Here is a 13,471-nt window from a genome sequence, read left to right as displayed (position 1 = left end):
ATCAGTCACACCGAGGTGATGCCATCGCAGGCAAGCCAGCTCCTACAGTTACTGCATTGCAATTCAAGATCAGTGACCCGACGCCGCCGGCCCCGCCTTTGCGGTAAACGGCGGCTTGGCCAGCCACACCAGCAGGATCAAGCCCATGAACATCCACCCCAGCAAGGTGAAGTAGTCCACGGTAGACATCATGTATGCCTGGCTGGTGAGGACCTGGTCCAGTTGCGCATAGGCCTTGTGGCCCGCACCGCCCAGGGTGTTCAGGGCATCGCGGGTGGCCGAGTCGTACACACTCATGCTCTCGCTCATGTAGGCATGATGCTGGTCAGCCCGGCGAATCCAGATCCAGGTGGTCAACGATGCCGCAAAGCTGCCACCCAGGGTCCGCAGGAAGGTCGCCAGGCCTGCGCCGTCGGCGATCTGGTGCGGCGGCAGGTCGGACATCAGGATGCTCAAGGTCGGCATGAAGAACAGCGCCACGCCGATGCCCATGAACAGTTGCACCAGGGCGATGTGCTGGAAGTCCACTTCATTGGTGAAGCCGGCGCGCATAAAGCAGCTCAGGCCAATCGCCAGGAACGCCAGGCCGGCCAGCAGCCGCAAGTCGAACTTGTGTGCGTACTTGCCGACAAAGGGCGACATCAGCACCGGCAGGATACCGATCGGCGCCACGGCCAGCCCGGCCCAGGTGGCGGTGTAGCCCATCTGCGTCTGTAACCATTGCGGCAGGATCAGGTTGATACCAAAGAACCCGGCGTAGCCCAGCACCAGCACGATGGTGCCGATGCGGAAGTTGCGGTGGGCAAACAGGCGCAGGTTGACCACCGGGTGTTTGTCGGTCATTTCCCAGATCACGAACACCGCCAGGGCGATCACCGAGATGGCCGCGCCGATGATGATGAAATTGGACTCGAACCAGTCCAGGTCATTGCCCTTGTCGAGGATGATCTGCAAGGCACCGACCCCGACGATCAGGCTCAACAGGCCAACATAATCCATCGGCTGATGGCTGGTGACCACCGGCCGCTTCTTGAGCTGCGCACGCACCACCATCACCGCAAAAATCCCGATGGGCACGTTGATAAAGAAGATCCACGGCCAGCTGTAGCTGTCGGTGATCCAACCGCCAAGAATCGGGCCTGCAATTGGAGCGACCACCGTGACCATCGCCAGCAATGCCAGGGCCATGCCCCGCCTGGCAGGCGGATAGACCGCGATCAACAGGGTCTGGGTCATCGGGTACAACGGCCCCGCGACCAAGCCCTGCAGGACCCGGAAGCCGATCAGCTCGGGCATCGAGGTGGAGATACCACACAGGAACGAGGCCAGCACAAACAAAATGGTGGCCCACAAAAACAGCTTCACCTCGCCAAAGCGCCGGCTCAACCAGCCGGTCAACGGCAGCGCAATAGCATTGCTCACGGCAAATGAGGTGATGACCCAGGTGCCCTGCTCCGAACTCACCCCCAGGTTGCCGGAGATGGTCGGCAGCGCCACGTTGGCGATGGTGGTGTCGAGCACCTGCATAAAGGTCGCCAGGGACAGGCCAATGGTGGCCATCAGCAAGCTGGGCGGCGTGAAGGAGGCGTTATTGCTCATCAGCGTTGCGCAGCCTTCGGCGCGGCCACACTGTTGTCATGGATCAACTGGGTGATCATCGCGTCGGCCTCGGCCAACTGGCGGTCATACACAGTGGTGCTGAACGAAGCTTTTTGCGGCGGTTGTTGCGCCAGCACCGGGCCGCTCTGGTCATGCAGGTTGACTTGCACCTGAGTCGACAGCCCCACCCGCAATGGGTGCTCGGCCAACTCCTGGGCGTTGATGTGAATGCGCACCGGCACCCGCTGCACGATCTTGATCCAGTTGCCGGTGGCGTTCTGCGCCGGCAGCAAGGCAAAGGCGCTGCCGGTACCGGCGCCGAGGCTGTCGACGGTGCCGCTGTACTTCACGTCGCTGCCGTAGAGATCGGCCTCGATGTCCACCGGCTGGCCAATGCGCATCTGGCGCAGTTGGGTTTCCTTGAAGTTGGCGTCGATCCACAGTTGGTCCAGGGGAATCACCGCCATCAACGCGGTACCCGGCTCGACCCGCTGCCCCAGTTGCACGGTGCGCTTGGCGACGTAGCCGGTAACCGGTGCGATCAGGGTGCTGCGCGCATTGGCCAGGTAGGCCTGGCGCAGTTGCGCGGCAGCGGCCTGTACATCCGGATGGGAGGAAATCACCGTGTCATCCACCAACGCGGTGGAGGTATTGAGTTGCTGTTGCAGGTTGGCCAATGAGTTGCTCGCCGCGCTCAGGGCGTCGCGGGCATGGGACAGTTCTTCCAGGGAAATCGCGCCACCCTGTGCGAGGATTCGGCGGCGGTTGAAGTTGTCCTGGGCGGTCTGCACTTGGGCTTTTTGCGCCTGTACCTGGGCTTTCATGCCATCCACATTGCTGTACAGGCCACGCACCTGGCGTACCGTGCGCGCCAGGTTGGCCTGTGCACTTTGCAGGCCGACGGCTGCGTCGTTGGGGTCGAAGTTGATCAGCACCTGGCCTTCGTGGACCAGGTCGCCATCGTCGGCGCCAATGCTGACCACAGTGCCGGTGACCAACGGGGTGATTTCCACCACGTTGCCGTTGACGTAGGCATCGTCGGTGCTTTCGCTCCAGCGGCCATACAGTTCGTACCAGCCCCAGACGCCCACGACGCAGAGCACGACGATCAGCGCCAGGCCCAGCAACATGATTTTGCGTTTGCGCGGGTTGCTGTCGTCGGGTTGGGTTTGAGCGGTGTTGTTTGCTTGGGCAGTAGCCATGACAAGTACCTTGCGTTATTCAGCGCGCGTGACTGGCGTGTTCATTGAGTCCCGACCCGCTGCAGCGTGATGGGGTCACCGGCGGCGATCAGGATTTTCTTCAGGATGTATTCCAGGGTCTGCAACTCCCCCGGCTCCAGCACCCCAGCCAGCTGGTTGAGGGCCTGGGCGCCGATCTGCGGCAACATGTCCGCCAGGCGCTGGCCTTCTGCGGTCAGCACCAGTTGCACCTGGCGCCGGTCCTGTTCAGAACGCTTGCGCGCCAGCAGGTCTTTTTGCTCCAGGCGGTCGAGCATGCGGGTCATCGAGCCGCTGTCCAGGGACAGGTTGCGGCATAGCTCCGCCGGGGTATCGACGCCGAACTGGGCCATGATGATCAACACCTTGAACTGCGCGGCAGTGATGCCGTGGGGTTCCATATGGGTGTCGATGATGCGGTCTTTGAGAATCGCGGCGCGCCCCAGCAACAGGCCGAGATGGCAGTTGTGGAAGTTTTCCGGGGTGAAGTGTTTCATCGAAAGTCACCTTATTACTGCCTAGGCAGTGAATATGTGACCAAATATTACTGCCTAGGCAGCGAATGTCAAACAAATAGTTAGGTTGCTTGGTATACCCCACGACACAACTGTAGGAGCTGGCTTGCCAGCGATAGCGGTAGTTCAGTCACTATTTCCAGTGCCTGACAGACCGATATCGCTGGCAAGCCAGCTCCTACAGGTTGGTGTGGGCTAAACGTCAGAAATCCCGTTTGTAGAAGATATCCAGGGAGCTGGCTACGCCGCTGGCCACTTCCAGGTACACCCGCTTGCTCAGCAGGTAACGCAAGGCGATGGTACTGGCCGGTTCGAATACCCCGACCCCGTAACGCAGGCTGAGTTTCTCGGTGATCTTGCCGCTGGCCACCACGGCGGTGTTGTTGCCACTGCCCTGGGTGTCCAGTTCAAAGTCCTGGATCCCCAGGTTCTTGGCAATGTCCGAGGTCACCCCGGCACTGCCCATCAACCCCAGGCCCAGCGCCGCTTGCGCCAGCATGTTGTTATCTTCGCCAGTAGTGCTCAACGGGCGGCCCAGCACCAGGTAGGACAACGCCTGCTCCTGGCTCATGGCCGGTTCCGAAAAGATTTGCGTGGTCGGTTGCTCGGCACTGCCGCTCAGGCGGATACCGGCGATTACGTCGTTTGTCTTGCGGATGGCTTCGATATCCAGGTACGGCTGGTCGAGCGGCCCGGCGAACAGCAGGCGCGCACGCCGTACATCCAGCCTCTGGCCGTAGGCGCGGTAACGGCCATCGTTGAGCCAGAGTTCGCCACGGGTGTCCAGGTTGTCGCCGATGTGCACCCGGCCCTGGACCTTGGCGGTCAGGCCGAAGCCGGCAAAGTTGAGCTGATCCTCGCCCACCACCACGTTGATATCCATGGCCATGGCCATCGGCGGCTTGCCCTCTTCGGTCTGGCTGCCAACGATCACCGTGTCATCCGAAACCTTGACCGTGGACGGCGGCAGTTCGCGCACGGTGATATCGCCGCGCGGGATGTGCACATTGCCGGCAATTGCCAACTTGTCGTCCTTGAGGGTGATCTTCAGGTCGGGCGCCACTTCCAGCTTGGCGTAGGGTTCGACGGTCACCGGCAACTGGGAACCTTGCAGGCTGAGGTCAACGACCAGCGCCCGCCCCCAGTCGATCTGCCCCTTGAGGCTGCCCTGCCCGGCCTTGCCACTGCGCCAGCCGCCGTTGAGCTGCACGCTTTCGCCGGCGATCAGGGCCTGCACGTTCAGGCCTTCAAGGCTGATGGGCAGTTCGGGACCGGAAATCTCGCCGGCGATCAGGTTGATGCTGCCGTTGACCTGCGGCGCCAACAACCCGCCGGAGATGCGCCCGCTGCCATTGAGCTTGCCATTGAGTTTTTCCACCATCGGCACAAACGGCCGCGCGACCGCCAGGTCCAGGCCGGTGAGGCTGAAGTTGCCGGAGATCGGCTTGTTTTTCGCCACCGGGTTGATCTGCGCCTGTAACAGCAACTCACCCAGCTTGCCACCGCGAAAATTCAGCTGGGTATCGATGCGCGTGGGGTTGAGCGTGGTTTCCAGCTTGAGGGTGTCGTAGGGGAAATCCAGCCATTGGTCCTTGTCCTTGACCCGCAGCGTGCCGCCACTGGCATCCACCGCGATCAGGCCTTTGGGGCCGCTGGCCGGTAGGTCAAGTTGGATATCGGCGTTGAGCTTGCCCTGCCAGGCAAAATCCTTGGGCAGCCATTGCGCCAGGCTGTCGATGGGGAACTGCTTGAGGTGGTAACGCAGCTTGGGATCAGGCATCAGCCGCTGGTCTTCGCCACACAGGCTGGCGGGCCCGGAGACCCAGCAGTGGGCGGCGAACGTGAGCTTGCCGTCGGCCATGCGCTCGATTTTTGCCGGGGCCTGCAGTTTCCAGTCCTGGCCACCGGCCTGCACATCGCCACTGGCCAGGCGCCCGCGCCAGTTGCCCTTGTCAAGATTGCCGTCCAGGGCCAGGGCCAGCTTGACCAGGGGGCCCATCAGCTCCAGTTGGACTTTCTGGCTTTTGATATCGCCCTGGGCACTGGCGGTCAGGGTACCGAGCTGGGTGTCACCGGCCTGGATGCCGCTGCCCTTGAGGTCGATCTTCGCCCGCTGTGCGCTATCGAGCGTCGCGTCCAGGCTGAGGGCTTGCAGGCGATTTTCTTCAAATACCAGTTGCTGGCCCTTGAGGTCTAGCTTGCCCTGGGGCGCGTTCAACGTACCGGCCACATCGAGCCGACCGTTGACCTGCCCACGCAACTGCGGCCACAGCTGGGCCAGGCGTGCGAGCTTGATGTCGATCTGCCCGGCCAGGCGTTGTTGCAGGCTGCCACTGCCATTGATGCGGTTGTCACCCAGGCGGATATCCAGGTTGGCCAGGGTCCATTGCTCGCCCGCGCCTTCGGCCTTGGCCGCCAGCACCGCAGGCTGGCCGCGCAGGCGGCCCTTGAGGTCGAGGTCGGCGTTGAGCTTGAGTTGTTCGTTCTTGAACTCACCTTTGCTGCGCAGCGGCCCAGCCAGGGTGCCCGGCAGCTCTGCGACCCAGTACGCCGGGTTCAGGGCCGACAGGTCCAGCGCCGTGTCCCAGGCGATGCCCTCGGCAAATTGCAGGTTCAGGTGGCCTTCGGCCTTGCCCTGGCCAGCGGTCAATTTCAGCTCGGGCAGGAACACTTGCTTGAGGTCGCCGCTGAACGGCGTGACCAGGCTGAACTTGCCGGCCGGGCCGTCGAGGTCGGCCTTGAGATTGCCCAGGTAGTTGCCGTCCTTGTAGGAGACTTCGCCGTTGAAGGTGCGCAACACCACTTGCGGCTCGTCAATCAGCGGATACAGGCGATGCCAGGGGAAGTCCAGCCAGTCGATTTTTGCGTCTGCGCTCAAACCCTGCTGCCAATCCAGTTGGGCAGTGAGCTTGAGGCTTTGCTTGTCCCCGGCGTTCAGGTCCAGGCCGGCGATCTGCGCGCCCTTGGCATCGACCCGGCCTTGCAGCAACAGGTCAACCGGGCCTTTTTCTGCGGGTAATACAGCCTTGCCCAGCAGCTGATAGCCCTTGCCCAGGTCGCCCTTGGCAGTCAGGTCCAGTTGGTTGAGTTGCAAGGTGTCCGGCAGGTCGGCGGCGGGTTTGAAGCCATCGGCGGTGATGCGCAACTGCGCGGGCAGGTTCTCGACCAGGGGTTGCAGTTCGCCGCTGAGTTTGGCGGGCAGGTAGCCCGTGCTGTCGGCGTCGAGCTTGAGGGTCTTGAGCAAATCACCGGTGACGTTCAGCGCCACCGCCCACGGCGCGCCGCCCGGGGCGTAGGGCAGGCTCAGGTTACCGCTCGCCGTCAGCGGCCAGTCACCGGTGGGTTGCAGCACGCCGTTGAGGTCCAGCACCAGGCCTTCGCGTTGCAGGTGCACCGCGTCGATCTGCATCCCCGCGGCCGTCCAGTGCGCGGCCAGTTGCAGGCCCTGGAGTTCTTCGCTGCCGTTGAACAGCAGACTGCCGACGCGCACGTCGCCCAGTTCGATGGCCACGGGCAGGTTCAAGTCCGGCAGGGTAATCGGGCCGCTGCTGTCTTCGGTGCTGGGTGGCAATTGCAGGCTGACCTGCTCCACATCCAGTTGCCGGATGCACAAGGTCATTCGCAACAGGCACGCCGGTGACCAATCGAACTTCGGCGCGTTGAGCTCCACGCGGCTGCTGTCTTGTTGCCACAGCACCTGGTCGGCGCTCCATTGCCCGCCCAAGCGGCCCTGGAAGTTGTCCACGGTCAACCCCGGGACTTGGCCGAGGGCCCAGCGACTGCCGACTTGCGTACCCAGTACGCTCCAGACAGCCAGCGGCACCAGGGCTGCAACCGCCACCACACTCAGACCCGCTATTTTCAAACCACGCTTCACAGCTCAGGCCCCATGGAAAAGTGCAAACGAATGCCGCCCGGATCTTCCAGGGCATGGGCCAGGTCAAGGCGAATCGGGCCGACCGGCGACACCCAGCGCACGCCGACCCCGACCCCGGTTTTCAGGCTCGGCAATTCCAGGCTGTTAAAGGAGTTGCCCTGGTCGACAAAGGTCGCGATCCGCCATTTTTCGGCGATGGAATATTGATACTCGGCGCTCAAGGCCACCATGTAGCGGCCACCGATGCGGTCGCCCTTGTTGTTTTCCGGGGACAGGGTCTGGTACTCGTAGCCGCGCACGCTCTGGTCGCCACCGGCAAAAAAGCGCAGGGACGGCGGCACCGACTTGTAGCCATTGGTGGCGCTGCCGCCAAACTGCGCACGGCCGAGGAAGCGGTGCTTGTCCCACACCGTGGTCAAACCCTTGATCATCGCCGTGCCGTACAGCAAGTTGGTGTCCGAACCCAGCCCTTCCTTGGCCACCTTGGTATCGAACTGCAGGCGATAGCCGTTATGGGGGTCGATGCGGTTGTCGCTGCGCAGGTAGGAATAGCTGATTCCGGGCATCAGCAGATTGCTCAAGCCGGAGTCGTCCCCCAGGCGATATTCTTCGCGCTGCCATTTGAGCGAGATCACCCGTGTCCAACCGCTGGGCAACTTGCTGTGCCATTCCGGGCCGAGGGTGAGCAACTTGCTGAGGGTGTCGGTGTTGGCCATTTCTTCGTTCTGGTAGCCACCGGCAAAACGCAGCTTGTCAGTCAGCGGCGGATCGAGGGGAATGTCGTACCACAGGCCGACGTTCTGCCGGGGCGCCGACAACTCGGCCTCCCAGCCATAGCTGTGCCCTTGGGGGTTGACCCAGTGCCGCGTCCAATTGGCCTTGCCACGCGGGCCGACGTCGGTGGAAAAACCCAGGCCCAGGCCCATGGTTCGCGGTTTGCGGGTTTCCAGCTGGACCGCCACCGGGATCACATCATTGGCCGCCGCGGCCGGGGCGGCATCCACCCGCACACCCTCGAAATAGCCACTCGATTGCAGGGCCTGGTTCAGCTCGGCAATCAATTCGGAATCGTAGGGGGTGCCACTTTGGAACGGCACCATGCGCTGCAACAGTTCTTCATCAAACGGGGTATCGCCAGCAAAGTTGACCTTGCCGAGGGTGTAGCGCGGGCCGCTGTCGTAGACCAGTTCGATATCGGCCACGCCCGCCTGGGGGTCGACGGACAGGGTCTGACGCGTGAAGCGGCCACTGAAATAGCCGAAGCGCGAGGCCTGGTTCTGGATCAGGCGCTTGGCGTCTTCGTAATGGCCATGGTTGAGCACGGCGCCGGACTTGAGGTCTTGGCTGTCGGGTACGCGAAAGGATTTGAGCTCGGCCGCCGGGCCGTCCACCCGAATCGTGACATTACGCAAATGCACGGGCTCGCCGGGGTCGATACTGAGGATCAGGCGCGGGTTCTTGCCGGGCTTCACCTCGCTGGCAATCTGCGGCTGATAATAGCCCAGTGCCTGGGCGGCCTTGCGCGCCTGCTCCTCGGCACCGCGGCTAAAGCGCAGCAAGGCCTCCTCGTCACGCTCGCCAACCCCGCCGATATAGCCTTCGATATTGGCCTTCAGCGCATCGTTTGAAGGTTTGACCCGCACGTCCAACTCGCTTTGCGCCAGGGCGCCGCAGCTTGTGAACAGCAGAATCAAGCCGCTGGTAAATCTATTTGAAAACTTCATAGGCGCGGATGCTACACGAGCTGGGGAGCACCTTAGAACCGGGAATTGTCTGAATAATTCTGTGTTAAGGCGTTGCAGGTTGTAACACCTGGGGATTCGGGTGAAAAAACACATGCTCCAGGATGGGTCCTACAGCCACCTCTCCGACTTCGTCATAGCCCTGGCGCTTGTAGAACTCCAGGTAGAGCGGATTGCCAGTGTCCAGCACCACCCCTTGTGAATGCGGGTCCTGCGCGCACCAGTTATGCACGGCTTCCAGCAGTTGTTCACCGTAGTGCTTGCCCTGGAATTGCGGGTGGATCCCCAGCAGCGGCAACACATGCACCGACTCGGACGGCAGGCAAGCCAACACCGCCTGATGATATTCGAGGTAACGCCGGGTGCAGCGCACACCGGTGCTCAGCCACATACGCAATTGCCAGGCCCAGCTTTCCGTGATGCCCAGGCGCCGTTGTGGCGGGGCAATCAGGGCGATGCCGATCAGCCGGTCATTGACCAGCAGGCCGATCGCCGGCAGTTCCTGGAGAAAATGCTGCTTGACCAGCTCGCGCACGGTGGCCCTGACCCGCTGCTCATAACCGGAGCGTTCGGCTTCGAACAGATAGGCGAAGGTCGGCTCATGGCGATAGGCGTGGTACAGCAGCGAACGCGCTTCGCGCGAATAGCCGCGGTCGAGCATATGAACCTGGGCAATGGCGGTCGAGGTATCAGGCATCCGGTGTATCTCCCCTCGGCGCAACTCAAAAGGCCGCGCTCTTATTGTTACGAGCCCGGGGCAACTGAGTCGTTCCCTGCCATCGGCTCCTTGAGAGACATTAGCAGTGCATCTGTCCTACCGCCACGCTGGCCCCCGTCCGACTTGTCGGCTAGCATCGCCCTTTTGCCAGACTGGACTGCCGACCATGAAAATCGTCTCCTTCAATATCAACGGGCTGCGCGCCCGGCCTCATCAGCTGGCGGCCCTGATCGACAAACATCAACCGGACGTGATCGGCCTGCAGGAAACCAAGGTCCACGACGACCAGTTCCCGCTGGCCGAAGTCCAGGCCCTGGGTTACCACGTGTACTACCACGGGCAGAAAGGCCACTACGGTGTCGCCCTGCTCTCGCGCCAGGAACCACTGGCCCTGCACAAGGGTTTTGCCAGCGACGAAGAAGATGCCCAGCGCCGCTTTATCTGGGGCACCTTTGCTGATGAACACGGCAACCCGATCACCATCATGAACGGCTATTTCCCACAGGGTGAAAGCCGCGACCACCCAACCAAGTTCCCGGCCAAGCAGCGCTTCTACGAAGACCTGCAAAACCTGCTGCAAACCCAGTTCAGCAATGACCAGGCGCTGGTGGTGATGGGCGACGTGAACATCTCCCCCGAGGACTGCGACATCGGCATCGGTGCCGACAACGCCAAGCGCTGGCTGAAGACCGGCAAATGCAGCTTCCTGCCGGAAGAGCGCGAATGGATGGCGCGCCTGAAGAACTGGGGCCTGACGGACAGCTTCCGGCACCTGAACCCGGATGTGGCCGATCGCTTCAGTTGGTTCGATTACCGCAGCCGCGGTTTTGAAGATGAACCCAAGCGGGGCCTGCGCATCGACCTGATCATGGCCTCCAATGGCCTGCTGCCACGGGTCAAGGACGCGGGTGTGGACTACGAGCTGCGCGGCCTGGAAAAACCATCGGACCATGCGCCGATCTGGCTGGAACTGAGCTGATCTTTGCGCCGACACCATAAAATGTGGGAGCTGGCTTGCCAGCTCCCACATTTGGATGGGCTGGGTCTCAGTCATATTTTGGCAACCTTACTGACTTAATCTGCCCGCACTTCCTTTGGCTTGAGAAGGTGGCGGCATGATGCTGCGCGTTCTGTACCTGCTGGCCCTCTGCGGCGCTTTTCCTCTTGCGGCGCTTGCAACGCCCCTACCCTTTCCCGAACATGGCCCGGCCTTGCGCATCCAGGGTTCCAATACCATTGGCGCGGCGCTGGGCCCGGCGTTGGTCAAGGGCCTGATGGAGCAACAGGGCCTGAAGGCCGTGCACCGTGAACCGGCCAGCCGCCCCAACGAACAGCGCCTCGTCGGCACCAGCCCCCAGGGCAAGCGAGTGCTGGTGGAAATCGCCGCCCACGGCACCAGCACCGGCTTCGCCGCGCTGAAAAATGCCGAAGCCGACCTGGCCGCCGCGTCGCGCCCGATCAAGGACCGCGAGCTGGTCGAGCTTGAACCCCTGGGCGACCTGAAAAGCCCCGACGCCGAACAGGTGATTGCCATCGATGGCCTGGCGATCATCCTGCATCCAAGCAACCCACTGCAGATGCTGACCACCGACCAACTGGCGAGGATTTTCAGCGGCGAAATCAGCACCTGGGAAGCCTTGGGCGCCAGCGGCGGGAAGATCCGACTATATGCCCGCGATGATCAATCCGGCACCTTCGACACCTTCAAGGAACTGGTGCTCAGCCGTCGCGGCAAAACCCTCGACAGCACCGCCAAGCGCTTTGAGTCCAGCGAGCAATTGTCCGATGCAGTCAGCCAAGACCCGCAAGGCATCGGCTTTATCGGCCTGCCCTACGTGCGCCAGGCCAAGGCCGCAGCCATCATTGACGGTGACTCCCAAGCCATGTTGCCGCAGAGCAGCCTGATCGCCACCGAGGACTATCCGCTGTCGCGCCGCTTGTTTTTCTACCTGCCGCCCAATAACAGCAACCCCTGGGCCGAGGCCCTGGTGGACTTTGCCCAAAGCGCCCAGGGCCAGGCCATCGTGGCCGCCAATGGCTTTATCGCCCAACAGGTCCAGGCCATCACCGTGCAGCCTCGGGCACCGATGCCCGAGGCCTACCAGGCCATCGCCCGCGAGGCGCAGCGCCTGAGCGTGAACTTTCGCTTCGAAGAAGGCAGTGCCAGCCTGGACAACAAGGCACGCCAGGATCTGGCGCGGGTGGTGGCTTATATAGGCAGCCACGACAAACGGGACAAACGGGTCACGCTGGTGGGGTTTGGTGATGCCAAGGATGACCCGCAGCGCGCCGACCTGCTGTCCAAGCTGCGGGCGATGGCAGTGCGCCGGGAGTTGGTCAAGAGTGGCGTGGTGTTGCGCGATATTCGCGGCTTTGGCGCCGAGATGCCGGTAGCGGCCAACACCGTGGATGAGGGGCGGATCAAGAATCGCCGGGTGGAGGTCTGGGTTTATTGAAGCCTGCAGACGGGGGTTGACAGGCCCACCGCTATCGCGGGCAAGCCCGCTCCCACAGAGGTCAGTGTGGGAGCGGGCTTGCCCGCGATGCAGGCGACGCGGTCCTACTGGCCGCTGCGCATCAGCTCTTTAGGCACATACTTGCCAATCTCGAACTTGCCAATGGCCGCGCGGTGCACTTCATCCGGGCCGTCGGCCAGGCGCAAGGTGCGCTGCATGGCGTACATATAGGCCAGCGGGAAGTCATTGGAGACCCCGGCACCGCCATGGATCTGGATCGCCCGGTCAATCACCTTCAAGGCCACATTCGGCGCCACCACCTTGATCTGGGCGATTTCACTTTTCGCCACTTTGTTGCCGACCGTATCCATCATGTAGGCCGCCTTCAACGTCAGCAGGCGCGCCATGTCGATTTCCATCCGCGAGTCGGCGATTTTGTCGATATTGCCACCCAGGCGTGCCAACGGCTTGCCGAAGGCGGTGCGGCTGACCGAGCGTTTGCACATCAATTCCAGGGCGCGCTCAGCCATGCCGATGGAGCGCATGCAGTGGTGGATACGGCCCGGGCCAAGGCGCCCCTGGGCAATTTCAAAGCCGCGACCTTCACCCAACAGGACGTTTTCGTACGGCACACGCACGTTGTCGAACAGGACTTCGGCATGCCCGTGAGGCGCGTCGTCGTAGCCGAACACCGGCAGCGGCCGGACGATTTTCACCCCCGGTGCATCCACCGGCACCAGGATCATCGAGTGCTGCTGGTGGCGCGGCGCATCCGGGTTGCTCAGGCCCATGAAGATCAGGATCTTGCAACGCGGGTCGCACGCGCCGGAGGTCCACCACTTCTTCCCGTTGATCACCCACTCGTCACCCTGGCGCTCGGCGCGGGCGGCCATGTTGGTGGCGTCGGAAGACGCCACATCCGGTTCGGTCATGGCGAATGCCGAGCGGATCTCGCCGCGCAGCAGCGGCTCCAGCCAACGTTGCTTCTGCTCTTCGTTGGCATAGCGCACCAGCACTTCCATGTTGCCGGTGTCGGGCGCCGAGCAGTTGAACGGCTCCGGCCCCAGCAGGGAGCGGCCCATGATTTCGGCGAGGGGCGCGTATTCCAGGTTGGTCAGGCCGGCGCCCAGTTCGGACTCCGGCAGGAACAGGTTCCACAGGCCTTCGGCCTTGGCCTTGGCCTTGAGCTCTTCCATGATGGCGGTGGGCTGCCAGCGATCACCTTCGCTGACCTGGCGCTCGAACACCGGCTCGGCGGGGTACACGTAAGCATCCATAAACGCGGTAACGCGTTCACGCAGTTCCTGAACCTTGGGCGAATAGGCAAAATCCATGAGCAGCTCC

At 62.5% G+C, this 13,471-nt stretch carries 9 protein-coding genes; 2 read left to right on the top strand and 7 right to left on the bottom strand.

Features of this window, described 5'->3' with window-relative positions; translation table 11 throughout:
* Positions 1-69 precede the first annotated feature (69 nt).
* From AC19YY_RS21505 to AC19YY_RS21480, 6 genes are all read right to left on the bottom strand, one after another.
* Positions 70-1,599: a DHA2 family efflux MFS transporter permease subunit gene (locus AC19YY_RS21505; RefSeq protein WP_169954360.1), complete on the bottom strand. Its 1,530-nt coding sequence runs from the start codon at positions 1,597-1,599 to the stop codon at positions 70-72.
* Positions 1,599-2,801, bottom strand: coding sequence for an HlyD family secretion protein (locus tag AC19YY_RS21500; RefSeq protein ID WP_169954361.1), 1,203 nt, complete (start codon positions 2,799-2,801; stop codon positions 1,599-1,601). Before AC19YY_RS21500 ends, AC19YY_RS21505 begins: the two co-directional genes overlap by 1 nt.
* Before the next feature lie 41 nt (positions 2,802-2,842).
* Complete coding sequence (locus tag AC19YY_RS21495; RefSeq protein ID WP_169954362.1) at positions 2,843-3,316, bottom strand: MarR family winged helix-turn-helix transcriptional regulator; 474 nt, start codon at positions 3,314-3,316, stop codon at positions 2,843-2,845.
* 220 nt (positions 3,317-3,536) lie between these two features.
* Positions 3,537-7,211: a translocation/assembly module TamB domain-containing protein gene (locus AC19YY_RS21490; protein ID WP_500604833.1), complete on the bottom strand. Its 3,675-nt coding sequence runs from the start codon at positions 7,209-7,211 to the stop codon at positions 3,537-3,539.
* Complete coding sequence (locus AC19YY_RS21485; protein ID WP_169954364.1) at positions 7,208-8,935, bottom strand: autotransporter assembly complex protein TamA; 1,728 nt, start codon at positions 8,933-8,935, stop codon at positions 7,208-7,210. Before AC19YY_RS21485 ends, AC19YY_RS21490 begins: the two co-directional genes overlap by 4 nt.
* A gap of 64 nt (positions 8,936-8,999) precedes the next feature.
* Positions 9,000-9,650 carry a GNAT family N-acetyltransferase gene (locus tag AC19YY_RS21480; protein ID WP_169954365.1) on the bottom strand — a complete coding sequence of 217 codons (651 nt, stop codon included), beginning with the start codon at positions 9,648-9,650 and terminating at the stop codon, positions 9,000-9,002.
* Between the two features lie 187 nt (positions 9,651-9,837).
* On the opposite strand from AC19YY_RS21480, the gene xthA reads away from it, so the two are divergent.
* Together xthA and AC19YY_RS21470 are read left to right on the top strand one after the other, a co-directional pair.
* Positions 9,838-10,650: an exodeoxyribonuclease III gene (gene xthA, locus AC19YY_RS21475; RefSeq protein WP_169954366.1), complete on the top strand. Its 813-nt coding sequence runs from the start codon at positions 9,838-9,840 to the stop codon at positions 10,648-10,650.
* Between the two features lie 136 nt (positions 10,651-10,786).
* Positions 10,787-12,127 (top strand): substrate-binding domain-containing protein, encoded by a 1,341-nt coding sequence (locus AC19YY_RS21470; protein WP_500604832.1) that lies wholly within the window; start codon positions 10,787-10,789, stop codon positions 12,125-12,127.
* Positions 12,128-12,231: 104 nt separating this feature from the next.
* Here the strand turns inward: AC19YY_RS21470 and AC19YY_RS21465 are convergent, their stop codons facing one another.
* Complete coding sequence (locus AC19YY_RS21465; protein WP_029298342.1) at positions 12,232-13,461, bottom strand: acyl-CoA dehydrogenase; 1,230 nt, start codon at positions 13,459-13,461, stop codon at positions 12,232-12,234.
* Positions 13,462-13,471 lie beyond the last annotated feature (10 nt).

This window comes from Pseudomonas sp. MF09156 (assembly GCF_059862305.1).
This window is presented reverse-complemented; position numbering and strand designations above follow the sequence as displayed.

Bases quoted from the DNA above. Each gene is read 5' to 3' on its own strand.
- AC19YY_RS21480 (WP_169954365.1), bottom strand. From the start codon at position 9,650: ATGCCTGATACCTCGACCGCCATTGCCCAGGTTCATATGCTCGACCGC.
- AC19YY_RS21505 (WP_169954360.1), bottom strand. From the start codon at position 1,599: ATGAGCAATAACGCCTCCTTCACGCCGCCCAGCTTGCTGATGGCCACC.
- xthA (WP_169954366.1), top strand. From the start codon at position 9,838: ATGAAAATCGTCTCCTTCAATATCAACGGGCTGCGCGCCCGGCCTCAT.
- AC19YY_RS21470 (WP_500604832.1), top strand. From the start codon at position 10,787: ATGATGCTGCGCGTTCTGTACCTGCTGGCCCTCTGCGGCGCTTTTCCT.
- AC19YY_RS21485 (WP_169954364.1), bottom strand. From the start codon at position 8,935: ATGAAGTTTTCAAATAGATTTACCAGCGGCTTGATTCTGCTGTTCACA.
- AC19YY_RS21495 (WP_169954362.1), bottom strand. From the start codon at position 3,316: ATGAAACACTTCACCCCGGAAAACTTCCACAACTGCCATCTCGGCCTG.
- AC19YY_RS21500 (WP_169954361.1), bottom strand. From the start codon at position 2,801: ATGGCTACTGCCCAAGCAAACAACACCGCTCAAACCCAACCCGACGAC.
- AC19YY_RS21465 (WP_029298342.1), bottom strand. From the start codon at position 13,461: ATGGATTTTGCCTATTCGCCCAAGGTTCAGGAACTGCGTGAACGCGTT.